22 protein-coding genes are annotated in these 23,426 nt (G+C 65.6%); 11 read left to right on the top strand and 11 right to left on the bottom strand.

Going from position 1 to position 23,426, the window contains the following annotated elements; genetic code table 11:
• Positions 1-96 precede the first annotated feature (96 nt).
• Genes AB5K84_RS02965 through AB5K84_RS02975 form a run of 3 tightly spaced genes read right to left on the bottom strand, consistent with a single transcriptional unit; the run spans position 97 to position 4,812 of the window.
• Positions 97-513, bottom strand: a complete 417-nt coding sequence (locus AB5K84_RS02965) for a thioesterase family protein (RefSeq protein ID WP_011083110.1) — start codon at positions 511-513, stop codon at positions 97-99.
• A complete protein-coding gene (locus AB5K84_RS02970; RefSeq protein WP_011083109.1) occupies positions 500-3,643 on the bottom strand; it encodes an efflux RND transporter permease subunit in 3,144 nt (1,047 codons plus the stop codon). The genes AB5K84_RS02965 and AB5K84_RS02970 overlap by 14 nt, the downstream gene beginning before the upstream one ends.
• Complete coding sequence (locus tag AB5K84_RS02975) at positions 3,640-4,812, bottom strand: efflux RND transporter periplasmic adaptor subunit (RefSeq protein ID WP_011083108.1); 1,173 nt, start codon at positions 4,810-4,812, stop codon at positions 3,640-3,642. The genes AB5K84_RS02970 and AB5K84_RS02975 overlap by 4 nt, the downstream gene beginning before the upstream one ends.
• Positions 4,813-4,838: 26 nt before the next feature.
• Here AB5K84_RS02975 and AB5K84_RS02980 point away from each other — a divergent pair, with 26 nt between their 5' ends.
• The gene (locus AB5K84_RS02980; RefSeq protein WP_236842163.1) at positions 4,839-5,363 is read left to right on the top strand and encodes a hypothetical protein; all 525 of its coding nucleotides are present in this window, start codon (positions 4,839-4,841) and stop codon (positions 5,361-5,363) included.
• Between the two features lie 143 nt (positions 5,364-5,506).
• On the opposite strand, the gene AB5K84_RS02985 is transcribed toward AB5K84_RS02980, so the two are convergent.
• Positions 5,507-5,848 carry a hypothetical protein gene (locus tag AB5K84_RS02985; RefSeq protein WP_011083106.1) on the bottom strand — a complete coding sequence of 114 codons (342 nt, stop codon included), beginning with the start codon at positions 5,846-5,848 and terminating at the stop codon, positions 5,507-5,509.
• Positions 5,849-6,168: 320 nt separating this feature from the next.
• Here AB5K84_RS02985 and AB5K84_RS02990 point away from each other — a divergent pair, with 320 nt between their 5' ends.
• The 10 genes from AB5K84_RS02990 (at position 6,169) to AB5K84_RS03035 (ending at position 14,958) form a co-directional block, all read left to right on the top strand.
• Positions 6,169-6,954: an alpha/beta hydrolase gene (locus AB5K84_RS02990; protein WP_011083104.1), complete on the top strand. Its 786-nt coding sequence runs from the start codon at positions 6,169-6,171 to the stop codon at positions 6,952-6,954.
• A gap of 97 nt (positions 6,955-7,051) precedes the next feature.
• Positions 7,052-7,918 (top strand): MBL fold metallo-hydrolase, encoded by an 867-nt coding sequence (locus tag AB5K84_RS02995; protein ID WP_011083103.1) that lies wholly within the window; start codon positions 7,052-7,054, stop codon positions 7,916-7,918.
• Positions 7,915-9,561 carry a malonate decarboxylase subunit alpha gene (gene mdcA, locus AB5K84_RS03000; RefSeq protein WP_011083102.1) on the top strand — a complete coding sequence of 549 codons (1,647 nt, stop codon included), beginning with the start codon at positions 7,915-7,917 and terminating at the stop codon, positions 9,559-9,561. The genes AB5K84_RS02995 and mdcA overlap by 4 nt, the downstream gene beginning before the upstream one ends.
• Before the next feature lie 10 nt (positions 9,562-9,571).
• On the top strand, positions 9,572-9,889 hold the full coding sequence (gene mdcC, locus AB5K84_RS03005; protein ID WP_011083101.1) for a malonate decarboxylase acyl carrier protein: 318 nt from the start codon (positions 9,572-9,574) through the stop codon (positions 9,887-9,889).
• Positions 9,886-10,824: a biotin-independent malonate decarboxylase subunit beta gene (locus tag AB5K84_RS03010; RefSeq protein ID WP_038966669.1), complete on the top strand. Its 939-nt coding sequence runs from the start codon at positions 9,886-9,888 to the stop codon at positions 10,822-10,824. Before mdcC ends, AB5K84_RS03010 begins: the two co-directional genes overlap by 4 nt.
• A complete protein-coding gene (mdcE, locus tag AB5K84_RS03015; protein WP_011083099.1) occupies positions 10,811-11,533 on the top strand; it encodes a biotin-independent malonate decarboxylase subunit gamma in 723 nt (240 codons plus the stop codon). Before AB5K84_RS03010 ends, mdcE begins: the two co-directional genes overlap by 14 nt.
• Positions 11,508-12,188 carry a malonate decarboxylase holo-[acyl-carrier-protein] synthase gene (mdcG, locus tag AB5K84_RS03020; protein WP_011083098.1) on the top strand — a complete coding sequence of 227 codons (681 nt, stop codon included), beginning with the start codon at positions 11,508-11,510 and terminating at the stop codon, positions 12,186-12,188. Before mdcE ends, mdcG begins: the two co-directional genes overlap by 26 nt.
• Positions 12,185-13,063: a triphosphoribosyl-dephospho-CoA synthase MdcB gene (mdcB, locus tag AB5K84_RS03025; RefSeq protein ID WP_011083097.1), complete on the top strand. Its 879-nt coding sequence runs from the start codon at positions 12,185-12,187 to the stop codon at positions 13,061-13,063. The genes mdcG and mdcB overlap by 4 nt, the downstream gene beginning before the upstream one ends.
• Positions 13,060-14,010: an AEC family transporter gene (locus AB5K84_RS03030; protein ID WP_011083096.1), complete on the top strand. Its 951-nt coding sequence runs from the start codon at positions 13,060-13,062 to the stop codon at positions 14,008-14,010. Before mdcB ends, AB5K84_RS03030 begins: the two co-directional genes overlap by 4 nt.
• Before the next feature lie 9 nt (positions 14,011-14,019).
• The gene (locus AB5K84_RS03035; RefSeq protein ID WP_011083095.1) at positions 14,020-14,958 is read left to right on the top strand and encodes an acyltransferase domain-containing protein; all 939 of its coding nucleotides are present in this window, start codon (positions 14,020-14,022) and stop codon (positions 14,956-14,958) included.
• 218 nt (positions 14,959-15,176) lie between these two features.
• On the opposite strand, the gene AB5K84_RS03040 is transcribed toward AB5K84_RS03035, so the two are convergent.
• From AB5K84_RS03040 to AB5K84_RS03070, 7 genes are all read right to left on the bottom strand, one after another.
• The gene (locus AB5K84_RS03040; protein ID WP_038966668.1) at positions 15,177-16,181 is read right to left on the bottom strand and encodes a helix-turn-helix domain-containing protein; all 1,005 of its coding nucleotides are present in this window, start codon (positions 16,179-16,181) and stop codon (positions 15,177-15,179) included.
• 299 nt (positions 16,182-16,480) lie between these two features.
• Entirely contained in the window at positions 16,481-17,776 is a 1,296-nt protein-coding gene (locus AB5K84_RS03045; RefSeq protein WP_011083093.1) for a biotin/lipoyl-binding protein, read from the bottom strand.
• 11 nt (positions 17,777-17,787) lie between these two features.
• The gene (locus AB5K84_RS03050) at positions 17,788-17,991 is read right to left on the bottom strand and encodes a DUF1656 domain-containing protein (RefSeq protein ID WP_038966667.1); all 204 of its coding nucleotides are present in this window, start codon (positions 17,989-17,991) and stop codon (positions 17,788-17,790) included.
• Positions 17,988-19,871: an FUSC family protein gene (locus tag AB5K84_RS03055; RefSeq protein ID WP_011083092.1), complete on the bottom strand. Its 1,884-nt coding sequence runs from the start codon at positions 19,869-19,871 to the stop codon at positions 17,988-17,990. The genes AB5K84_RS03050 and AB5K84_RS03055 overlap by 4 nt, the downstream gene beginning before the upstream one ends.
• Positions 19,872-20,024: 153 nt before the next feature.
• Entirely contained in the window at positions 20,025-20,402 is a 378-nt protein-coding gene (locus AB5K84_RS03060) for a response regulator transcription factor (protein WP_038966666.1), read from the bottom strand.
• Positions 20,403-20,501: 99 nt separating this feature from the next.
• A complete protein-coding gene (locus tag AB5K84_RS03065) occupies positions 20,502-21,173 on the bottom strand; it encodes a response regulator transcription factor (RefSeq protein ID WP_011083090.1) in 672 nt (223 codons plus the stop codon).
• Positions 21,170-22,993: a PAS domain-containing sensor histidine kinase gene (locus AB5K84_RS03070; RefSeq protein WP_244647806.1), complete on the bottom strand. Its 1,824-nt coding sequence runs from the start codon at positions 22,991-22,993 to the stop codon at positions 21,170-21,172. Before AB5K84_RS03070 ends, AB5K84_RS03065 begins: the two co-directional genes overlap by 4 nt.
• Positions 22,994-23,426 lie beyond the last annotated feature (433 nt).

The raw sequence follows: 23,426 nt of genomic DNA on the forward strand, positions 1-23,426 counted from the left end.
GGTCTACCGCGCCGCCGAAGAGCGGTCTTTTGCGTTTTCGCAGGCGCTTTGTCAAAACGCACGAAGCCGCGATCGGGCTGCCTGCCGCCTGCGATCCTAGGCCATCTCAGCGGCGGGCTTCGTCACGCCGAACCGCCGCTCGAATTCGGCGACATCGACAACACCGCGCCGGTGGCTGCCGTCGCCGATCTTGCGGTCGCCGTCCCAGGCCTCGACCTCGAACAGCACACTCCTGGCTTCGACCGCGACGACCCGCGCGATCGCGCGCACCGTGCGGCCGACCGGGGTTGCCGCCAGATGGCGGATATTGACCATCATCCCGACGCTGACATGGCCCGTCGGCAGGAATGGTTGAACGGCCGATCCCGCGGCCATCTCCATGTGCAGGATCATCATCGGCGTGCCGTAGACGGCTGGCATTCCCGGCACCACATGGCCAACCGTCATCTCGGACGTGACGGTCACCAGCTTCTCTGCCGTCATGCCGGCGGTCAGCCTCTCAAGCGGATTCATGGCTCAATTCCGCATCTGCCTTGGTCGTGGATGAAGTGGGTGTCGCGGCCGCCTGCGGCTTGCGCCCGGTCAGCCAGTTGCTGAGCTGGTCGAGATAGAGATAGACGACGGGCGTGGTGTAGAGCGTCAGGATCTGCGAGAGCATCAGGCCGCCGACGATCGTGTAGCCGAGCGGCTGGCGCAGCTCCGCGCCGGTACCGGAACCGATCATCAGCGGCACGCCGCCGAGCAGCGCCGCCATCGTCGTCATCAGGATCGGGCGGAAGCGCAGCGTGCAGGCCTGGTAGATCGCCTCTTCCGGGCTGAGCCCGTGCTGGCGCTCCACCTCGAGGGCGAAATCGACCAGCATGATGCCGTTCTTCTTGACGATGCCGATCAGCAGGATGATGCCAATGATGGCGATGACGCTGAGATCCATGTGGACCGCCAGCAGCAGCAACAGCGCGCCGATGCCGGCCGACGGCAGCGTCGACAGGATCGTGATCGGATGGATCAGGCTCTCATAGAGCACGCCGAGGATGATGTAGATCACGATCAGCGCCGCCCCGATCAGCAGCGGTGTGCCTCGCAGGGAAGACTGGAAGGCCTGGGCGTTGCCCTGGAACGAGGTCGATAGCGAGGCGGGCTTGCCCGTGCTCTTCTCGATGTTCTGGATCGCCGTCACCGCATCGCCGAGCGCGGCGCCGGGCTGCAGGTTGAACGAGATCGTGACCGACGGAAACAGGCTCTGGTGGTTGATCAGGATGGGCGCGGGCTTAATGACGCTGTGAACCAGCGTGCTCAGGGGGACCTGCTGGCCGGTGGCCGAGTTCAGGTAGATGTCCTTGAGCGCTTCCGGCCCGTACTGGAAACGCGGATCGACCTCCATCACGACATGGTACTGGTTCAGCGAGGTGAACATCGTGGAGACGATGCGCTGGCCGAATGCGTCGTCGAGGGCATTGTCGATCGTCGTGGGCAGGATGCCGAAGCTCGATGCGACCTCGCGATTGACGGTGACCTCCAGCCGCGGACCGGCATTGGCCTGGTCGCTCGCGACGTCGGTGATGAGGTCGAGCTCGCGGAGCTTCTTGAGGAAGATCGCCGACCAGTTGGTGAGCTCGTTGGAATCGGCGTCCGTCAGCGTGTACTGGTATTGCGTCTTGGACAGGCGTGCGCCGATGGTGATGTCCTGCGCGGCCTGCATGTAGAGCCTGATGCCCTGGATATGGGCGAGCTGGGGCCCCAGCCGTTCGATGATCTGGTCGGCGCTGGCCTTGCGCCCGGGCTTCGGCTTCAGGACGATAAATATCCGTCCCTGGTTGAGCGTCGCCGTGGGACCTCCCGGACCGATATAGCTCGCCACCGACTGAATTGCCGGATCCTTCGACAGGATGTCGACGATCGCCTGCTGGCGTTCGGACATGGCGGGGAAGGAAATGTCCTGTGCGGCTTCGGTGATGCCGACAATCTGCCCGGTATCCTGTTGCGGGAAGAAACCCTTCGGAATGATCACGTAGAGATAGCCGGTCAGCGCGATCGTCGAGAGCATCACGAGCAGCGTCACGAAGCGATGGCGCAGCACGATTCGCAGGCCGCTCGCATAAAGCGCAAGCAGGGCGTCGAAACCGCGTTCGAAGGCGAGATAGATTCGGCCGTGCTTCTTCCGCGAGTCGTCCTTCAGCAGCCGCGCGCACATCATCGGCGTCAGCGTGAGCGAGATGACCAGCGACAGCAGCAGCGAAGCCGTGATCGTGACGGCGAATTCCTGGAACAGCTTGCCGACGTAGCCTCCCATCAGGAAAAGCGGGATGAACACAGCGATCAGCGACAGGGTGATGGAGACGATCGTGAAGCCGATTTCGCTGGAACCCTTGAGCGCGGCCTCCATCGGCGTCATGCCCTGCTCGAGATGGCGCACGATGTTCTCGATGACGACGACGGCATCGTCGACGACGAAGCCCACCGCGATCGACAGCGCCATCAGCGAGAGGTTGTCCAGGCTGTAGCCGAGCACGTAGAGGACCGCGAACGTGCCGATCAGCGACAGGGGAACCGTGATCGCCGGGATGATGGTGGCCCAGAAATTCCGCAGGAACAGGAATATGACCATTACCACCAGTGCGACCGTCAGCATCAGCGTGAATTGAACGTCGGAGACCGCGGCGCGAATGGTGGCGGTCCGGTCGGCGGCGATCGTCACCTTGATCGCCGGTGGAACGGAGGCCTGCAATTGCGGCAGCAGCTTCTTGATGCGGTCGACCGTCTCGATCACGTTGGCGCCGGGAACGCGCTGGACTGCCAGGATGATGGCGGGCTCCTTGCCGTACCAGCCGGCCAGGAGGTCGTTCTCGGGCCCCTCGATCGCCGTGCCGATGTCGCGTATCCGCACCGGCGAGCCGTTGCGATAGGCGATGATGAGGTCTTCATAGGCGGAGGGCTTGAGCAATTGATCGTTGGTGTTCAGCGTATAGGTGACGCGCGGGCTGTTGAGCGTGCCCTTCGGCAGGTCGACGTTGGCGCCGGCGATCACGTTGCGGACGTCTTCGAGGCCGATGCCGCGGGCGGCAAGCGCCTGCGGATTGACGCGAACACGGATCGCGGGCTTCTGCTGGCCGCCGATGCCGACGAGACCCACACCCGGCACCTGCGAGATCTTCGGCAGCAGGATGTTTTCCGCATAGGCGTCGACCGTGGTCAGCGGCAGCGAGTCCGACGTCAGCGCGATCAGCATGATCGGCGTCTCCGCCGGATTCACCTTCCTGATCGTCGGCGGGTAGGGGATGTTCGGCGGCAGGAAAGGGCTTGCGGCATTGATCGCGGCCAGCACGTCCACCGCCGCGCTGTCCACGGTGCGCGACAGCTCGAACTGCACTGTGAGCTGGGCGACGCCGAGCGCACTGGACGAGGTGAGCTGCGTGACGCCGGGGATCTGGCTGAGCTGCTGCTCGAGCGGCGTCGCCAGCGACGAGGCAATGGTGCCCGGATCGGCGCCGGGCAGTTGCGCCGAGATCTGGATGGTCGGGTAATTGACGTTCGGCAGCGCACCGACCGGCAGCAACGGATAGGCCGCGAGGCCGCACAGCAGCAAGCCGGCCATCAGCAGGGCGGTTGCAATTGGCCGCAGGATGAAGGGCGCGGAAAGGTTCATGGGATCGCATCCTGCACGGCGCTCTGCAGGTCGGCTTCACGCGCGGCCTTGCCGTGCAGCTCGCGAACGCGGCTGCCTTCCGTGAGTCGGTACTGGCCGTCGATCACGACGACGTCGCCTGATTTCAGTCCCTGGTCGATCAGGGCCTGGCCATCGCTGATCTGCACGACGTGAACGGGACGCAAGGTGGCCGTCTGGCCGTCGGTCACGACATAGACATAGCTGCCGTTCGGTCCCTGCTGCACGGCTGAGCCGGCGACAGTGAGCGCACCCTTCTGGACCTCGAGCAGCAGGCGCGCGTTCACCAGCTGGCCCGGCCACAGCTTGTGCTCATGGTTTGGGAACACGGCCTTGAGTTGGACCGTGCCGGTCGTTCCCGCGATCTCGTTGTTGACCAGCAGCAGCGTGCCCTCGTCGAGCTTCGTCTTGTTGTCCTGGCTGTAGGCGATGACCTTCAGTTCGCCCTTCGCGGCATGCTCCTGGATCACCGGCAGATCGGCCTGCGGCAGGGTGAACAGCAGCGAGATCGGCTCGATCTGGGTGACGATGACGAGGCCGTTGGGATCGGTCGGATGAATGACGTTGCCGACATCGATCTGGCGAACGCCGGTGATGCCGGGGACGGCCGACGACAGGCGCGTATAGCTGAGCTGGACGTTGGCCTCGTCGATCTGGGCCTGGTCCGCCTTCACGGCGGCCTTGAGCTGCGCCACCTGCGCCGTCTGCGTCTCGATCAGTTGCGGGGTCGCATAGCCCTTGTCGCCAAGCTGGTTGTAGCGGGAGAGGTTGGCCTCGGCATTCGCGAGTTGCGCCTGGTCCCTGTCGCGATTGGCCGTCAGCTGTTCGATCTGCGCCTCGTAGGGACGCGGGTCGATCTGCGCGAGCAGGTCGCCGGCCTTGACGGTCTGTCCCTCGGTGAAGGCGATCTTGACGATCTGTCCCTGAATCTGGCTGCGCACGACGTCGGTGTTGTAGGCAATCACCGTGCCGATGCCGCGCAGATAGATCGGAACGTCCTTGCCGGTGACGCTGGCGGCGACCACCGGCACGGCGGTGGGCACGGGTGCGGCTGCCACGGCCGGCTTCCGGTCGGTGCCGAAGAACCAGAGACCCGCGCCGATCAGGATCGCGGCGAGAGCAACGAATGCAATGGTGAGGTTGCGTTTCACGGTGATGGTCCTTCTGATCTCAGGGATTGCCGGAGCCGTCGATCGAAGTCGTGCCGCCCGTGGACGTGGGGCCGGGCACCGGCACGGACGGACTGATTCCGGCGCCGCCGATTTCGGTGGAGCCCAGCGGAATCCCGACGCGGCCGACCGTCGATGTCGAGGGCAGGGACGAGACTGCTGCCGTGCTGCCGGGGCAATTGGTCGATAAGGTGCCGGACAGCCCGCCGCCGTCGAACAATGCTCCGGAGGATGAAGCATTGCCGGATCCGGCGCAGGCGGTCGTGTTTGGCGCGGGGTTGATCGGGGAGATGCCGGGCGTTGCGATCTCGGTCGATCCCAACGGAATGCCCACGGGTCGCGTGGATTGCGGGTTGAGCGGCGAGGTCGCAAGCATGCCGGCAGGCGGCTGCGTTCCCGGCATTGTTGTTTGGGCGATGGCCGCAGTCGAGACCAGCCACAGGACGCTGGTCGCAAGCATCGCGGCAGGGTGCATCAAGGAGAACCGGCGCGATTCGGAACTCCGTGCGCCGGCGTCGTTCGGTGAATGCTGATCTCGCATGGAAGAAGGCTCCGGCTCTATGCATGGACATTAGAAAGATGCGCTCGCGCGGGTATTTCCAGAACGCACGTCCTGCTCCCCGGCTGCACGACGGCGAGGAGGCGTCGCCTCGTCATCGGCCCCGAAGCGCATTCGCTATCTCAGGATGGCCCGCGCGTGTGCGATCTCCCGGCTGCACGCGGCGATGTCGCCGGCGCGATTGGCGGTGCGCGCGCGATCGAGCGAGTCGAGCGCGTCGGTGAAATCGACGCCGTTGCCACCTTCTGCTTCCGCGAGCGAGCGGGGCGTCGGTTGATGGCTGCGCAGCGCGCTGAGGCTCTCCGGCTTCCAGCCGTGGGAGCCCGCATCCTTTTCTATGGCCAGATCGAGCTGGGCCTGGGTTTGCGCGATGTCATCCGCGCAGCTTCCGGCAAGAGCCGGCATGGTCGCGCACAGCAGGGCGAAGAGAGCGACGCTGCACTTTGCGATGGATGTCATTGTTCAATCCTATGCTTGGATTTCGAGTGACGTCAGGAACGTTGTCGTGAATGACAGAGCGCGTATCGATCGTCTTTCGCGTATGAACGCCGGCCGTTCACGCTTGCGAGAGATCATTGTCATGAATGTCAGTGTGCATGACGTGGGCCCTCCGTTAGAAGTGCGTCTCTCAACCGGGCCGCGTCCGGAGGATGTTCGAGCAGCGATCGTCGCAGCTCGCGTGTCCCGGCGTGCGAAGTGGCAAGGGCCGTTGCTTGCCGAAATACGCGGGCAAGCATCGAAACTAGTGTCGCGTCATTCCAACCCGGAGTGATCCCGTCATGAAACACCTCAACGCTGGTCTCGCCTTTGCCGCCGCTCTCTCCTTGCTCTCGACCGTCGCCCCTGCGAACGCGGAGCCCCTGAAGAACATCGTCCTGGTGCACGGCGCCTGGGTGGATGGGTCCGGCTGGAAACCGGTCTACGAGATCCTGACCAAGGAAGGTTTCCGCGTCACCATGGTGCAGGAGCCTGAGACCTCGTTCGCCGACGACGTCACGGCGGCCAAGCGCATTCTCGATCTGCAGGATGGCCCGACGCTTCTCGTCGGCCATAGCTACGGCGGCTCGATCATCACCGAGGCCGGCGTTCATCCGAGCGTCGTCGGTCTCGTCTACGTCGCCGCACACGCGCCCGACGTCGGAGAGGACGAATCGGCGTTGGGCAAGAAGACGCCGAGCGTGCTCGGCAAGACCGAAGGCGTCATCAAGGTCACGCCCGACAAATTCACCTATCTCGATCCCGTGCAATTCCCGAAACTGTTCGCACCCGATCTGCCGCGCGAGCGGGCCGAGTTCGTCGCGCGCTCCCAGGTCCCGGCTGCGGCCCAGGTGTTCAGCACGCCGCTGACGGCGGCGGCGTGGAAGACCAAGCCGAGCTGGGGCATCGTCGCCGGCAATGACCAGATCATCAATCCGGATCTGGAGCGCTGGTACTACGAGCGCGCCAAGAGCCAGACCACCGTGATCCCGGGCGCCAGCCACTCGGTCTACGAGTCGCATCCGAAGGAAGTGGCTGCGGTCATCACCCGCGCCGCGCGCAGCATCCAGCAGCCGGTTACGCGCTGATCACGCTTCGCCGGTCCTGACGCACGACCGGCAGAAGGAAGGACGGCGGGAGCGACAGCACTCCCGCCGGCCCGACTGTGCCATCAGGAGAATTCCCATGAATGTGATCGAGACGACCGGCGCCGCCCTGAACTGGAAGGTGACGACGGTGAAGCGGGCCGGACTGAGCCGCGACTTGCCGTCCGGCAATCCGGACCTGATGTGGGTCGCGAATTCGTCGACGTTGATCTACGGCGAGCGGGACGCGGTCCTCGTCGACACGTTCCTCACCGCCGGGCAGTCGAAAACGCTGCTGGACTGGGTCGCGTCTTGCGAGCGAAATCTGACGACGATCTATGTCACACACGGGCACGGGGATCATTTCTTCGGGCTGGCACCGCTGCTCGACCGCTTTCCGCAGGCAAAAGCCGTTGCCGTTCCCGAGGTCGTCGACGAGATGAAGGCGCAGCTCTCGCCGGCCTCGCTCGACGGTTTCTGGCGCAAGCGCTTTCCGGGCGAGATCGCAGAGCGCCTGGTCGCGGCTGCGCCCCTCGAAGGCGAGCTCACGCTCGAGGGACACAAGCTCGTCGTCATCGACATGGGACGAACCGATACGGCGCGCTCAACCGCCCTTCATGTCCCGTCTCTCGATCTGATCGTCGCCGGCGACACCGTGTACAACGGCATTCATCCCTATCTGGCCGAAACCGACACGCAGAGCCGGCTGGAATGGATCGCCGCGCTCGACCGGCTTGCGGCGCTGAAGCCGCGCTTCGTCGTCGCCGGACACAAAAAGCCGGATAACGACGACGACCCGCGCAACATCGCGGCGACCCGGCAATACCTGCTCGATTTCAACCGCCTCGATAAGGCGACGACATCGCCGCGCGAGCTCTACGAGGCGATGCTCGAGCTCCATCCCGACCGTGCCAATCCGGGATCGCTCTGGAGCGGGGCCAACGCCGCAAAGGGGCAGAAGTCATGACGAGCTGGCAGGACAACCGTGTCGCGCGTGATGCCTGCATTGCGGCGGGCGCAGTCCTTGCCCGCGGCAAGGTCGTCGAAGCACACGACGTCACGCGCCTGCTGGAGGCCGTGATCCGGCCGGGCGACCGGGTTTGCCTGGAGGGCGACAACCAGAAGCAGGCGGATCTCTTGAGCCGCGCGCTGCTGGCGGTCGATCCCTCCAGGGTCAACGATCTGCACATGGTGCAGTCGGGCGTCGTTCTGCCCGAACATCTGGACCTGTTCGACCGCGGCGTCGCGAAGCGGCTCGACTATGCCTATTCCGGGCCGCAATCGGCGCGGATTGCGCGCATGCTGTTCGGCGGCAAGATCGAGCTGGGTGCGGTTCATACCTATCTCGAACTGTTCGCCCGCTACTTCATCGACCTCACGCCGCACGTCGCGCTGATCGCCGCCGTCAGCGCCGATCGCGAGGGAAATCTCTACACCGGCCCGAACACCGAGGACACGCCGACCGTGGTCGAGGCGACGACGTTCAAGGACGGCGTCGTGATCGCCCAGGTCAACGAGATCGTGGAGACGGTTCCGCGGGTCGATATCCCGGCGGACCGTGTCCATTTCATCGTCAAGGCTAACAAGCCGTTCTTCGTCGAACCATTGTTCACGCGCGATCCGGCCGCGATCACCGAAGGCCAGATCCTGACCGCGATGCTGGCGATCAAGGGGGTTTATGCACCGTATGGCGTGCAGCGGCTCAATCACGGCATCGGCTTCAGCACGGCCGCGATCGAACTCCTGCTCCCGACATTCGGCGAGAGGCTGGGGCTGAAGGGCAGGATCGCAACCCACTTCGCGCTGAATCCGCATCCCGCACTCATTCCCGCGATCGAATCCGGCTGGGTGCGGCAGATCCACTCGTTCGGATCGGAGGTCGGCATGGATGACTACATCCGCGCCAGATCCGACGTCTACTTCACCGGTCCCGACGGCTCGTTGCGTTCCAACCGCGCCTTCTGTCAGGCCGCCGGGCTCTATGCCTGCGACATGTTCATTGGCTCCACGCTGCAGATCGATCTGCAGGGAAATTCGTCGACTGTCACCACCTCGCGCATCGCAGGCTTTGGCGGCGCTCCGAACATGGGGGCGGATGCCCGCGGGCGGCGGCATCCGAGCGAGCCCTGGCTGAAGGCCGGAGCGGAGGCCGATCCGGACGGCTCGGCACTGATGCGCCGCGGCCGCAAGCTGGTCGTGCAGATCGGCGAGACGTTCGGGGACAAGAACGTGCCGCTCTTCGTCGAGAAGCTCGATGCCATCGAGCTCGCGGAGAAGCTGAAGCTCGAACTGGCGCCGGTCATGATCTATGGCGACGACGTCACGCACATCGTCACCGAGGAGGGCGTGGCGAATCTCTTGCTGTGCCGCACCGCGCAGGAGCGCGAGCAGGCCATCCGTGGCGTTGCCGGCTACACCGATGTCGGCCGTCGGCGGGACCACGGCATGGTCGCGCGCCTGCGCGAGCGCGGCGTGATCCGCCGGCCGGAAGATCTCGGCATCAATCCGCTCGATGCGGATCGCAGCCTGCTGGCGGCGCGCTCGATCAAGGATCTCGTGCGCTGGTCGGGTGGCTTGTACGCACCCCCTTCGAAATTCAGGAACTGGTGAGGAACGCGCCATGGAAGATCTCAGCTTTCGACATCCGGTTCGCGCCCGCGCCGACGGCGCCAGGCGGAGCGCGATTGTCGGCATAGTTGCCTCGGGCAATCTCGAAGTGCTGGTGGAGCGCGTGCTGCCGGATGCGGAATGTGCCATCGACATCAAGACCGCCGCCGTCGGCTTCGGCGAGGTCTGGAGAGCCGTGATCGGCGATTTCGTCGAGCGCTATTCGCCCGGCGGGCTGAAGTTCTCGATCAATGACGGCGGCGCGCGTCCCGATACGGTCTCGCTCCGGCTGGCGCAGGCGGTGCGATCGATCGCGGAGAACGGCCAATGACCGCGCCGATCAAGCACATCACCCCCGCCGAACGGGCGCACAGCACCAGCTTCTACGAGGCGTCGGCCCGCGTGCGGCTGGAACTGCTGCTCGATGCCGGCAGCTTCGTCGAGTTCATCGGGCCGGAGCAGCGCGAGGTCAGCCCGCATCTGAAGATATTCGATCTTCCCGAGCAGTTCGACGACGGCATCGTCGTCGGTCACGGTCGCCTCGACGGCTCGCCGGTGTTCGTTGCCGCGCAGGAGGGCCGCTTCATGGGCGGCGCCTTCGGCGAAGTGCACGGCGCCAAGCTGACCGGGCTGCTCCGCGCCGCGCGCGAGATCGGCTCGATCCCCGTCTTGATCCTGTTCGATACCGGCGGCGTCCGGTTGCAGGAAGCCAATGCCGGCGAGCTTGCCATCGCCGAGATCATGCGCGCCGTGATGGAAGCGCGCGCCGCCGGCGTGAAGGTCATCGGCCTGATCGGTGGGAGGTCCGGATGCTACGGCGGCGGCGGCCTGATCGCGGGCTGTTGCTCCGCGCTCGCCGTCTCGGAGCCGGGGCGCATCGCTGTGTCAGGTCCCGAAGTCATCGAGACCAATCGCGGCGTCGAGGAGTTCGACTCGCGCGATCGTGCCCTGGTCTGGCGGACGATGGGCGGCAAGCACCGCCGCCTGCTCGGCGCCGCCGATGTCTTTGCCGACGACAATGTGCAGGATTTTCGCGAGGCCGCGCTGGAGCTGATCGGCCTGGTCGGACCTTTCGGTCTCGACAGGCTGAAGGCCGAGCAGGAACGGCTCGCCGGACGGTTGCGCCGCTTCGGCGCCTGCGCGGATGCCGTCGACATCTGGACCGCGGAAGGCATCGAGCACGCTGAGACGGTTCCGGAGCTGCCGGCAGATCAGTTCATTGCGCTCGCCAACAGGATCGGGAGGACCAGCCGTGACGCTCGATGACATCATCGCCTCGCTCTTTCCTGACGGCCATGAGGTAAGCAACGACAACGGCGTCCTTCACGGCTCGGCGACGCTGCGATCCGGTGGCACGATGCTGGTGATCGGCATTGCGAATCGAACCGCGCTGGGCGTCGACGAGGCCATCAGGCTTTCCGCACATGTCCTGAAGTCGATCGGTCGTGACTCCGGGCCGATCCTGGTGCTCGTCGATAGCGACAGCCAGCGCATGAGCAAGCGTGACGAACTGCTCGGGCTGAACGAGTTCCTCGCACATCTGGCGAAGGTGCTGATCCACGCGGACATGAATGGCCGCCCGACCATCGGCGTCCTGTACGGCCACTCGGCTGCGGGCGCGCTGCTTGCGACAGGCCTTGCAACGCGTGTGCTGGTCGGACTGCCCGGAGCCGATCCCGCAGTGATGGATCTGCCTTCGATGGCGAAGGTGACCAAGCTGTCGATGGAGGCGCTACAGGAAAAGGCGAAGTCGACGCCGGTGTTCGCGCCGGGCCTGTCCAATCTCGCGCAAATGGGTGCCGTTCACATGACATGGAGCAATGCCGCATCGCTCGCCGACCAGCTGGAGGCGTTGCTCGCCGACATGCCGGCCGCGCAGGACCGGCGGGATGCGCTCGGCAAGCAGCGTGGCGGCCGGCTGAAGGCCGCCGAGATCGCGGAGCGCGTTCGTGACCTCGCCCTGCAAGCACGGTGATCGACCACCCGGTCGTCACGACCTCGTCTTCGTCAGCCCCGCGGGGTGGCGCGCGATGTTGGACGCGCGCGACGATCTCGCCGCCGATTCCCTTCTCGCGCGCTGGCCCAAAATGCGGTGGCCGACGATCAGGCGGCGCGCCTTGCCACACGAGGCAACCGGCGTCGCGCTGGGCCTGCCCCTGCCGCCTTCTGCCGGCAAGAAACGGGTTGCCCTCCTGGTCGAAATCGACCACGTCGCCTCGGTCGCGCGGCCGCCGTCGCTGCAACAGGCGCGGGCTTACGCGCCGCGCAACTGGTGGCCGACGCTCGACCGGCTCGACGGGCTGGCGCTTCGCCATTCGGTGGACGCGCGCGTCTACGGCAGCCTGGCCTGGCAGTCGTTGACCGGGCTCGACTACGTGACCGGCCGTTCCGATCTCGATGTCCTGTTCGAGTTTCGAAGCGAAACCGACATCGATCGCTTCGTCGCCGATGTCGCCGCGATCGAGACCAGCGCGCCGATGCGGCTTGATGGCGAGCTGATGAGCGCCGACGGCGCGGCGGTGAACTGGCGTGAAGTCCACGGCGGCGCGAGCGAGCTTCTGGTCAAGAGCATTGAGCGCGTGGTCCTGCTCGACAGGCATCAATTCATTTCGGGAGCGACGGGATCATGATCACCATGGCCGCAAGAGGCATGGAACGGCCGCTTCTGCGCCGCGCGCGGATGATGCCCGATGTCTCTGCCATCGGGGCTGTCGCCGCCGATTGCCTCGTCAAGGAGCTCGAAACCTGGCCGAAACCGGGGCTGGTGAGCCATGTCGACAATGGCAGTCACGATGACATGGATGCGGGCACGTTTCGTCGCAGCGCCGCGGCCATCAGGCCCTATCTGCAGCGCCTGGCCGATGCGGGTGCGTTTGGCTGCGGCATGGGGCGGCTGCGGATCATTGGCCTCGAGGCGGAGCGCGCCATGTTCGCGGCGACGTCGGGGGTCAACACGCACCGTGGCGCGATCTTCGGGCTCGGCCTGCTGTGCGCGGCCGCCGGCGCGAGAGCCGGCGGGTTGGTCGATCCCGAGCTTCCGCTTGGCGACGTCGTGGCGCGCCTGTGGGGCGACAGCATCCTCGATGGACCGGTGCTGCTGCACAGCCATGGCAGCGTGGCCCGCCGCCGCTTTCGCGCGGGCGGTGCGCGTATCGAGGCCGCGAGGGGATTTCCCAGCATCTACGGAATCGGCTTGCCGGCCTTGCGGAGAGCAACTGTCGTTGTGGAGGATACGGAAGCCGCCCGGGTCGAGGCGTGCTTTGCTCTGATCGCTTCCGTCGAAGACACCAACCTCCTGCATCGCGGCGGGCTCGACGGCCTTCGGTTTGCGCATGACGCGGCGCGTCGCTTCGTCGATGCCGGCGGCGTCTGCGCGTCCGGCTGGCGTGCGCGGGCACAATCGATCCACGAAAGTTTCGTCGCCCGCCGTCTCAGCCCGGGTGGATCGGCCGACCTGCTCGCTATGACGCTCTTCGTCGATGTCCATGAAAGGCCGATTCCATGATGTCCAACGCGATCCTGATGGCGCTGGTGCCGGTCTTCTTCGTCCTGTTGCTGGGATACGCCGCCGGAAAATTTCATATCGTCGACAATCTTCACGTCGACGCCCTCAACGCGCTGGTGATGGATTTTGCGCTGCCGGCGTCCCTGTTCGCCGCGACCGCTTCGGCCTCGCGCCGCGATATGATCGAACAGGTTCCGCTCTCCATGGTGCTCGGCGTGACGATGCTGTTGCTCTATGTCGCCTGGTATTGCGCCGCGCGCAGGTTCTCGAAGGCGTCCCGGTCCGATGCGTCGCTGCAGGCCTTGACGATCGGCTTTCCGAACCTTGCCGGCGTCGGACTTCCGATCCTGTCGTCCGTGTTGGGCCCCGCCGGCACCGTCCCGGTTGCGGTCGCGTTGGCAACGGGCTCGATTCTGATCAGCCCGCTGACCCTGATCATGGTGGAAATGGGTGCGAGCAGGGCGCAGGGCGCCGAATTGTCGATGCGGCAGATTCTGACGGCAGTCAGGCGCGCGATCACCAAGCCGGTCGTACTGGCGCCTGCGGCAGGCATCCTGCTTTCGCTGTCGGACGTGAGCCTCGATGCACTCGCCCATGCATGCCTGGCGTTGATCGGGAGCGCCGCCGCGGGTGTCGCCCTGTTTCTCACGGGGGCGATTCTGTCGGCACAATCGTTCCGGCTGGATTGGCGGATCGTGGCCGCAACGGCGGCCTCGGATGTCGTTCGGCCGCTGCTGGCCATTGCGGTCATTCACTTCATTCCGATTGCGCCTGATCCCGCGAAGACTGCCATTCTGCTTGCCGCGGTGCCCTCGGGCTTTTTCGGCATCCTGTTTGCCGTCAACTACCGGCTGGATTCCGCGACGGCGGGATCCATGGTCATCGCCAGCACCGGATTCAGCGTCGTGACCCTGGCGATTGCGATCGCCATGCTCTTTCCCGGTTAGGTCGCGACCGTGACGCTTGCGATCCTCTGCTCGGGACAAGGCGGACAGCATCGGGACATGTTCGCCCTCACGGGCGGCGCGCCTGAGGCCGCGGACCTGTTTGCGCACGCGGCGACATTGCTCGGTGGCAGCGATCCGCGCGATTTCGTCCGCGGCGAACCCGATGAGGCCCTGCACCGCAACCGTACGGGCCAGATTCTCTGCACCTTGCAGCCGCTCGCCGCGGCGCGCGCGCTCGCAGATGTCATTCCACGCGGCGTCATCATTGCCGGCTACAGTGTCGGCGAGGTCGCGGCCTGGGGTGTCGGCGGTGTGCTCGATGCGACCGCCACGCTCGATCTCGTGGCACGCCGCGCAGAGGCCATGGATGCGGCCACGCGCGCCGGTGACGGGCTGATCTTCGTCCGCGGTCTTTCGCGCGAGGAGGTCGGTCGCCTTTGCGAACGTCACGGCGCAGCGATCGCCATCGTCAATCCGGGCGATGCCTTTGTCATCGGCGGCGGCCGCGAGGCGCTGGGCGGGATTGCCGACGACGCGCGGGCGATGCACGGCGCAAGGATCGTCGCGTTGCCGGTCGAGGTTGCCTCCCACACCAAGCGGCTCGCCGCGGCGTCTGCCGCATTTCGTGAGACCTTGCGCCTGGCACCGGCGGTATTTCCCCCGAGGACCGGTGCGCGCATTCTGAGCGGAATCGATGCCGCTCCGGTCGTCTCGCTCGAGAGCGGTCGCGACAAACTTGCCGCGCAGATCTCGCAAACCGTGCAATGGGCGGATTGCCTGCAGGCCTGTGTCGAAGCGGGCGCGACGGGGTTTCTCGAGCTCGGGCCGCGACATGCGCTCAGCAGCATGGTTGCGGAAATCGGGGCCGGACTTCCGGCTCGCTCGCTGGATGATTTCAGGAGTCTTCAGGGCGTCCGCGCCTGGGCTGCGCGTCACCTGAACGACTAGCCTCGCCAAATTCCGAAGAGACGATGCCGTCGATCGCGCTGCCCGGTCAAAAAAAGGGGCCGTCCTTTGGGGGAGGACGGCCCTAAAACGCTCGTATGCCCAGGGAGGAGGGAGGCTCGAGCGGTGACTTGGGGTCTCAGTCACCTAACACGCACAGCATCGCCGATCCCGCGGCCAAAGTATTTCACGAACCCCTTGTGTTTCTCATTTCGCATGATTCACGAGAAGTCCGCGGGCAGCACGTGAGACACGGCCTTGTATGTCGAAGCCGGATCGCCGCCGGAGAGCCTGGACGAAGCCGATGCGTTCCGGCTGGCGCAACGCCAGCGCGCGGGCGTGTCACCCGTGATCCGTTTGAAGACGGTCGAGAAATGCGCTTGGGTGCAGAAGCCGACGGTCAGCGCCACCTCGGCCAGGGCCGTCTCGGAATTCGACAGCAGCGATTTCGCACGCTCGATGCGCTGATGCAGCAGGTACTCGCGCGGCCGGTATCCCGTCGCGGCGCGAAACTGGGCCGCGAAGTGCATCCGGGACAGTCCCGCCACCTTGGCAAGCTCGGACAAGCTGATGCAGTGGTCGAAGTGCGTCCCGACGTATTCCTCCACGCGCCGCAGTCGCCATTTCGGCAAGGCATTGACTTTCGAGTGTGGCAGCTCGCGCCGGGCGAGGTGCATTGCCAGCGTCTGACCGATGCAGCGCGCGAATTCCCGGTCAGCCGAATGGCCGCGTTCGGTCAGCGCCTTCGCCAGCTGTTCGGCAAAGGGGTCGCGGAGCAGCACGAGGTCGTTGAGGCCTTCGGCCGAAGCTGTTCCTGCTCCAGGCCTTAGGAACGGAAAATATGTGCTGGCCGAGACGTGGAAGTGCAGGAAGTCGCACGGCGCGGAGAACTGCGCACTGAGCTGCTGCAACGGTGCGCCGATATACAGCGTGCCTGCCGGCATGATGCCGTCGAAGATGGTGTGACGGCCTCTGGTCAGTTTGGCGCGGGACGTCTTCAAGGCGATGGCGAAGAAGTATCGGTCGGCAGGGGTCGTCGCCTCTTCGTGCCTTATGCCCGTTTGCGTGCAGGTCCAGCGCGAGATCGTGATGTCGTCAGGCGTGGCCGCGGGCTGGCGCCACCTCCGTTCGAGGGGAAATGCGCGAGTCTCCTGCGGGGAGGCCGGTTTGTGGCGGCTGGGTTGATACGTCGACCGGGCGCCGGCCGCTTGGATATCGGTGAGCATCGTTCGTCCCCGTGTCCTGGATTCTGCCGCCGTCGTGACGGCTGCCGAATGCAACTGGTCCATGCTCGAACGATAGGTGCGGCCTCGTCGAAAGGCTCGTTAAGGATGCTTAAGCGGTATTAGATTTTGCAAATGCGAGAGGTGCGACCGCATGTCGCAAAGAGTTCAATTGAACCAAAGGGATCAAGCACATGTGCAGTGAGGTCTGATGTTAGAGCGCAGCACCGGCCGGACCAGAGGTTTGACGCGGTGCCGTCTCGTCCGGTCGGGCGTGTTCGTCTAATTCAGAGCAGACGTGTTCAGGGCAGACGTGGCGAGGCGTCGATGCCGGGTGTAAGGCCGGGCGCGATCGACTGTGCCGAGGGAACCGGGGGTTCGCGCGAATACGGGATCGCTTCCACCTCGGGGCGTTGCTGGGATGTGGCCTGCAGGCAGTTCGCACGCGGCGGTTGTCCTGCGCCGAACAGATCAGTGACGGGATCCACGAAGCTCGCGCGGAACCGGTCGAACCGGGTCTGGTGATCGCCCGCGGAGGGCTGTCGGATTGTCACCGTCGCCGTCATGCCCGAGACCAGTGGCACATCCGGCGGCACCGTGTCGATGGCGACGCGAACCGGTACGCGCTGGGCAAGCCGCACCCAGGTGTAGATCGGGTCGACACTGGGCAGGCCCTGCGTGCCCGCAGCGGCGTTCGACACGCTGACGCCTCGCGTCACGGTCTTCACATGCCCCAGGATCGGCTTGGCGTAACCAATCAATTGCGCTTCCGCGCGATCCCCGACGCAGACGCGAGCCATCTTGGTTTCCTCGAAATAGCCGTCGATCCAGAAACTGTTGGAATCGATCACCGAGATGTTGCTGACGCCGGTGACGGCATAGTCGCCCGCGCGCAGCAGGAGATTGGTGACGTAACCGTCGACGGGACTGGTCACGCTGGTCCGTTTCAAATTCAGCTCCGCCTGTGCGAGCTGGTGTGCCGCCGCCTCGTAGGCGGCCTTCGCCTGCGCTGCGTTGCCTGCATAGATCTGCTGCTCTTCGGGCGTCGTTGCGAGGTTGGACAGATGTCGACGCCGGTCGAACTCGGCCTGCTTCACCTCCAGATCCGCGGCCCGCTGGTCGACCAGCGCCTTGCCGATTCGGACGGCCACTTCGAAGTCGAAGGGGTCGATGACGTAAAGGACGTCGCCCTTGTGGACGAACTGGTTGTCGCCAACCCGCAGCGCCACGATCTTGCCTGCAACCTGCGGCGCGACATTGGCGACCTGGACACGCACGCTGCCGTTCCGCGTCCAGGGAGCAGTGACGTAGTGCTGCCAGGTCGCAACCGATATCAAGACGGCGACCAATGCGATGCCGAGGGTCGCGAGATGCTTGCCTGCGCCGAGCATGAATCGGCCGACAGCCTTGCGCAGCGGCCTCGCGGAGGGCGTTGCCTGTGTCGGAGGTCTGACGGTGTCCGCCGTGCGATCGCTGGTGTCGCGTGCCACGGTCTCCGGTGCGGCGGAGCCCTCCGCGGTACTTGAGGCATCGCCCGGTGCTTCGGCTGATGGTTCGCTGCGAAGCGGGGCGGCGTCGCGGGGCAGGGTAGCTTCCATGACTCTTCTCCCTAGAAGAACAGTGCGAGCATGCCGAACATCGCCACGTAGAGGCAAAGCTCGGCCAGCGACGGGTTGCTGAAGACTCTCGCGAATCCGATGAAGCGCAGCAGCGGGCGCAGTAACAGGAACGCGAGCAGCGCGGTTGCCGCATAGGAAACGATGGGGGCAATGAGCACGCCGCCGATGACCAGTTCCCGATAGGTGTTCGTCATGACCGTCTCCCTTGGCTGGAGTCGGCCGGAGATTGTGACGGCGCGAAGGCCACGCTTGCCGCAATCAGCGCGGCAATGGCCGCGCTGGCCGACAGGTCGCTTCGTGCTGCCGACTGGTGCAGCGCCTCGGCTGCAGCGAGGATCACGCCGCTGTTCCGACGGGTGAGGGCCTCTCGCGCGGCCTGCGCCGCTACGGCCAGCGGCCCCTGTCCGACCCGGTCCAGTTCGGCGCGGCAACGCCGCAGGGCTGCGGCCTGGTCGAAACAGCGCATCGCCGTGCCGGCCATCCGATCGTCGATCGCGGAGGGGCCGTTTGCGGTCAAAATCTGCTCGATCCGCGCCGCGTCGCGAAAGGCGGCTTCCTCCGGCGCGAGGTGGCGGGCTCGTCCCCCGTCGGCGCGGCTCAGTTCGCGCCGGGCCTCTCCCAGTAGCAGCCGAACTCGCCGGTCGCCCGACAAGGGAGGCAGCAGCTGCTGCGCCGCGAAGACGAGCACGGACGACAGGCAGACAAACAGGCTCGTCACGAGAAACACCTCGGGGTCGTAGCTCTGCGGATTGGTCGGCGCGAGCACGACGAGGGTGAACACCAGCACGAGGCGGCCGATCGATGACAGCATGGGGCTCGGCAGCGTGATCAGCAGTGCGAGGCCGATGACGACAGGCGCAAGACCGATCGCGAGCAGCTGAAACTCGGACACACCGTTGAAGACGAGATATTTCAGGATGCCGGCCAGCACGCAGGCGATCGGCGTCGCCATCACCGCCACCATCGTGAAGTTGCGCGGCGAGGGTGACGTCGAGCCGAGGCCGATGATCACCGCAACGAGCGAGAGGCAGAGCTCGGTGGTCGGCCAGCCCGTCAGGACGAAGACAATTGCAATCAGCGTGAACGAGATCGCAGCCCGTGCGCCAGTCTCGGCCGCGATGCGGCGCGAGCGATAGAGCGGTGCGCGCCATGCACGATACGGGCTTGTCCCTTCGCGCAGCGCATCGAGGCTGCCGCGGACCTGCGCGTTGTTTCGGCCGATTTCGGCCCGGAGCCAGGATCGGGATATCGCGACCAGCCCGGCTGCCTCTGGGGCCAGCGCCGACGCGGCAGGGAGCGCTGCGAGCATGCGACCGAGCGAGAGCGCGCTGACGAGATCGACCAGCGCGGAACGCGCGGCCGCGGTCCTTGCCGTGCCGATGCTCGATTCCGTCGTCAGGCTGGCGATCTCCGGACGTACCGCCGCGATGTCATGCAGCAGTCCAGCCCCAACGGCCGCGGATGGAGTCTCGCCGCGCTCGGCATCTCGCGCGAGATCCGTGACCCGGCGGTGCAGCACTTCGATGCGGCTTGCCAGAACCGGATGATAGCTCGGCGCGGCCAGAACCTCGTTCACAAGCGCCACCGCAAGGACGCCGATGCCGATGGCTGCGCCACGCGCGACGCCGGTCGGGAACACCTGTAGCGGCGTGTCGATCTGCTCGACGGCGATCAGGGCGACGGTGATGCAGCAGAGTGCCGCCGCATAGGCGCGATTGCCATCCAGCAGGCCGGCCACATAGGTGCAAAGCCCGACCCAGATGCCCAACACCACCAGCAGGAGGCCGCCGGTCTGGGAAAATAGGCCGGCGATCGCGATCGAGGCGATGACGCCGATGACGGTTGCGAGCAGCCGGTAGCCGGCTTTTTCCATACCCTGACCGCGTGTCGGCAGCGCCAGGACGGCCACGGTGAGGGCGGCCGACGACGGGGATTCGAGCTCGAGCCAGAAGCCCACATACAACGCGAGCAGCATCGCCAGCCAGACCCGCAGCGCGAACGCCCAGGAACTTGCCGGAAAGCCGGCAAAGACCAGCGGGCGCGGCGCGGCGGCACTTGTGGTGTTCACTGGCATCGTGCCCCATCCGTTTCCGGCAGAGCGTGCGGGCCTGCCGATCTCGTAAAATCAGCGCCGAATATGAGGTTTGCGGGGCTTGCCGGTATTTCCGGTCCACCAACCCGCTTGCCGGAATGCACGTCCGGTTGGGGGCAGGGGCCGTCTTGCGGACTACGGCGCGTGGCCTGCCAGCGCCTCTTCGAGGTAGCGGATGATCTCGTCACCGCTGGAGGGCTTGCCGAGATAGCAATGCGCGCCAGCCGCCATCACGCGCCGGCGCACGGATTCGCTTGGAAATGCCGTCATGAAGATGATCGGGAAGCGTCGGCCGGACGCGATCAACTGTGCCTGCAGCTCATCGCCGGTGATGACAGGCATCTGGACGTCGGCGATCATGCATGCCGGATCGTCTCCCGGTGTCTGCCGCAGGAAATCCATGCCGGATTCGTAGGCCTGGGCCTCGTAGCCGATCGAGCGCACCAGGCTCGCCAGCGACGTGCGAACGCCTTCGTCGTCGTCTACGATCGCAATCACCGGGGTTTTGGCCATTGGCACACAATCCTGACCGCGGTGTTCCGCAAGGAGGCATCTCCCTTTGCGCGGCCGATGGCGCCTTATGCACCCGGGGCAGTCCCGCAGGAATTATACTCAGGTGTGATCCGTAGTCCCGCGGGTTTGGGATACCCCCAGCGCCTCGGCCTTGCGGACGAGGTCGGCCAGCGACCGAACCCCCATCTTGCGCATGACGTTCCCGCGGTGGATCTTGACCGTGATCTCGCTGAGGCCGATCAGGGCGGCGACCTGCTTGTTCATCAGGCCGGCGGTGACATGGCCCATCACCTCGCGCTCGCGCGCCGTCAGGGTCCCGTACTGGGCGCGGATGTCTTCCTTGGTCGCGGCTTCGGCACGGTGCTGCGCATCACGTTCGAGCGCCGCCGTCACGGCATCGAGCATGTCCTGGTCGCGAAACGGCTTGGAGAGGAAATCGACGGCACCGGCCTTCATGGCACGCACCGACATCGGAATGTCCCCATGGCCTGTCATGAAGATGATCGGATAGCTGATGCCCTGCCGGACGAGCTGGCTCTGCAGATCGAGCCCGCTCACGCCGGGAAGGCGGACGTCCAGCACGATGCAGCCTGGGCCGCCGGGCAGCGAGCCGCCGAGCAGTTCCGCCGGCGAGCCGAACAGGCGCGTCTCGAGGCCGACGGATCGGAACAGGCTGTCGAGCGAGGCGCGGATGCCCGCATCGTCATCGACGATGATGACAGTCGCGCTTGAGGGTTGCGTCGGCGGCTGAGCCTGGTTTGGTCGTGTCATGGCGGGGCGTGTTCTTGGCTATATGGCAATGTCAGGTGGAATGTCGCTCCCGAGCCCGGGGTGCTCACCACCGACAATCGGCCGCCGTGAGCTTCCACCGTCGTTCGGCAGATCGCAAGCCCCATGCCCATCCCGCCGTCCTTCGTCGTGAAGAACGGATCGAACAGGCGTGCCATGTCATCAGGCGGGATGCCCGGGCCGCTGTCCTGCACCGTGATGGCGAGGGTCTCGCTGTCCACGGTGCCTGCACGCAGCGTGATGACGCGGGAACCGGGCCGGCCTGACATCGCCTGGCTGGCATTGATCAGAAGATTGACCAGGACCTGCTGCAGCTGAATCCGGTCGCCGCGAACCGGCGGCAGGCCGTGCTGCGGCTCGACGATGAGGGCGACGTCGTCCTTGGCGAGCTCGCGCGCGACCAGCGCAGTCGCCTCCTCGATGACCTCGCCGATTTGCAGCAGATCCTGCTGGGGTGCAGCCTTCTTCAGGAAGGTCCGGATCCGGGTCACGATCTCGCTGGCGCGGCGGCCCTGAGCAACAACATGGCCGATCGTGGTGGCGACCTCCTTGAGATCGGGTACGTCGCGCCGCAGCCATCGCAAGCCGGCTTCGCCGCTGGTGACGATTGCCGCCAGTGGCTGGTTCACCTCGTGCGCTATGGACGCGCTGAGCTCGCCGAGGGTGGCAACGCGCGCAGCATGGGCGAGCTCGGCTTGCGCCGCGAGCAGTGCATCCTGAGCCTGCTTGCGCTCGGTGATGTCGACGACGAAGACGAGCACGTTTTGATCTCCGTCGGGTTCGGGCGGAAAGGTGATCGTGAACAGCACGGGGACCTTACGCCCGTCGAAGCTCACGAGCTGGGTCTCCCCTTCGTGAAACGGCTCTCCATTCGCGAATGCGACCAGCGCGTCGAGGAAACTGCGATCATTCTCGCCCAGCAGCTTGTCGGCGTTCTCGATGAAGGCCGCAGAGCCGCTTGCCCCCGCCATCTTCTGCAGGGCCGGATTGACGTCGGTGATTCTGGCGAGGCGGCGGGCATGCCTGACGAAATCGGGGTTGCGTGCCAGATAGTCGCGCAGGTCCGCCCCTCCGGTCTGCAGCGAATCCAGCGCGGTCCGCAGTCCGCTCCAGTCCTCCTCGACGACGCCGATCCGGCTTGCGTCGAACATCCGGCGGTATCGTTGCTCGCTCTGCACCAGCGCGCTGTGCGCCGCCACGCGGTCCGTAACGTCGGTGTGCGTTTCGAGCACCCCGACGGGTTTGCCGAGATGGTCGTGCTGAAGGGCCCATCGGGCGTCGACGGTGAGCGCGGCGCCGGCCTTCGTCCGTTGCTCAACCCTGCCTTCCCATCGCCCGGTATCGAGCAGGCTGGCCTCGATGGCTTCCCGCCGGTCGGAATAGCTGGTCCGCAGAAGCTTGTCGGCGAGCTGCCCGAGCGCCTCGTCGGGCGACCAGCCGTAAGTCTGTTCCGCGGTCTTGTTCCAGAACGTGATCACGCCGCTGCGATCCCTGACGAAGATCATGTCATGCGAGAGATTGAGCAGCCGCGCTTGCGCCGCGAGGCGCGTCGTCGCCGCGTGATTCTGCAGCACCAGCAGGGTGGTGATCCCGATCGCCGCGAGGCTCACCAGCGCGCGAAGGGCGGGCGAGGCGATTTCATGCAGATCGTGCGACAGCAGATAGGCGGTTATGGTCAGGACGACACAGCCGGTCGCTGCGACGATGATGTCGTTGCGCCGATTCGTCCTCGCCGCAAGGAGGATCGCGATGACATAGAGGACTGCGACCGCGCCCTCGAGCGGCGTCAGCACGTCAACCATGAAGACCGCGAAGGCGAGGGCCGCGGACCAGAACCGCAAGCCGGCGCGGCTCATGGATGAACCCGTGGGCCGATCAAGGTTCGTCATCGTCGCAGGCTGTGCTTCTTCTCATAGCAGCCACGTTGATGCCGCGATTTGATCGCGTCCACAATATCCAGCCGGCCGATTTTCGTGCTCTCGTGGAAGACCTCCTGGACAGTTGAATCCGGCGCGGGCGCGACCGGGAGATTGTCCGGCGGAACGAGGCTTCTCGGTGATATCGCCGATCACGGCCGCGTCAACTTACCGCAGGCGCGCCGAGCCGCCGGCCTCGTGCGTCCGTAGCTGCGGACGAGGTGTTCCGCTCGCACTCTCGCCCGGTGGCTGTACCGCGATCATACCTAGGTATGACGCAGTTAACCCGAGACCTTATCCATGCACCCGCGCGTAGAAT

Source organism: Bradyrhizobium sp. 1200_D9_N1_1 (assembly GCF_052075915.1).
GTDB classification, from domain to species: domain Bacteria; phylum Pseudomonadota; class Alphaproteobacteria; order Rhizobiales; family Xanthobacteraceae; genus Bradyrhizobium; species Bradyrhizobium diazoefficiens.

Excerpts from the sequence above, each read along its gene's own strand:
- AB5K84_RS02965 (WP_011083110.1), bottom strand. The coding sequence starts at position 513 with ATGAATCCGCTTGAGAGGCTGACCGCCGGCATGACGGCAGAGAAGCTG.
- AB5K84_RS02970 (WP_011083109.1), bottom strand. The coding sequence starts at position 3,643 with ATGAACCTTTCCGCGCCCTTCATCCTGCGGCCAATTGCAACCGCCCTG.
- AB5K84_RS02985 (WP_011083106.1), bottom strand. The coding sequence starts at position 5,848 with ATGACATCCATCGCAAAGTGCAGCGTCGCTCTCTTCGCCCTGCTGTGC.
- AB5K84_RS02990 (WP_011083104.1), top strand. The coding sequence starts at position 6,169 with ATGAAACACCTCAACGCTGGTCTCGCCTTTGCCGCCGCTCTCTCCTTG.
- AB5K84_RS02995 (WP_011083103.1), top strand. The coding sequence starts at position 7,052 with ATGAATGTGATCGAGACGACCGGCGCCGCCCTGAACTGGAAGGTGACG.
- mdcA (WP_011083102.1), top strand. The coding sequence starts at position 7,915 with ATGACGAGCTGGCAGGACAACCGTGTCGCGCGTGATGCCTGCATTGCG.
- mdcC (WP_011083101.1), top strand. The coding sequence starts at position 9,572 with ATGGAAGATCTCAGCTTTCGACATCCGGTTCGCGCCCGCGCCGACGGC.
- AB5K84_RS03010 (WP_038966669.1), top strand. The coding sequence starts at position 9,886 with ATGACCGCGCCGATCAAGCACATCACCCCCGCCGAACGGGCGCACAGC.
- mdcB (WP_011083097.1), top strand. The coding sequence starts at position 12,185 with ATGATCACCATGGCCGCAAGAGGCATGGAACGGCCGCTTCTGCGCCGC.
- AB5K84_RS03030 (WP_011083096.1), top strand. The coding sequence starts at position 13,060 with ATGATGTCCAACGCGATCCTGATGGCGCTGGTGCCGGTCTTCTTCGTC.
- AB5K84_RS03040 (WP_038966668.1), bottom strand. The coding sequence starts at position 16,181 with ATGCTCACCGATATCCAAGCGGCCGGCGCCCGGTCGACGTATCAACCC.
- AB5K84_RS03045 (WP_011083093.1), bottom strand. The coding sequence starts at position 17,776 with ATGGAAGCTACCCTGCCCCGCGACGCCGCCCCGCTTCGCAGCGAACCA.
- AB5K84_RS03050 (WP_038966667.1), bottom strand. The coding sequence starts at position 17,991 with ATGACGAACACCTATCGGGAACTGGTCATCGGCGGCGTGCTCATTGCC.
- AB5K84_RS03055 (WP_011083092.1), bottom strand. The coding sequence starts at position 19,871 with ATGCCAGTGAACACCACAAGTGCCGCCGCGCCGCGCCCGCTGGTCTTT.
- AB5K84_RS03060 (WP_038966666.1), bottom strand. The coding sequence starts at position 20,402 with ATGGCCAAAACCCCGGTGATTGCGATCGTAGACGACGACGAAGGCGTT.
- AB5K84_RS03065 (WP_011083090.1), bottom strand. The coding sequence starts at position 21,173 with ATGACACGACCAAACCAGGCTCAGCCGCCGACGCAACCCTCAAGCGCG.
- AB5K84_RS03070 (WP_244647806.1), bottom strand. The coding sequence starts at position 22,993 with ATGGTTGACGTGCTGACGCCGCTCGAGGGCGCGGTCGCAGTCCTCTAT.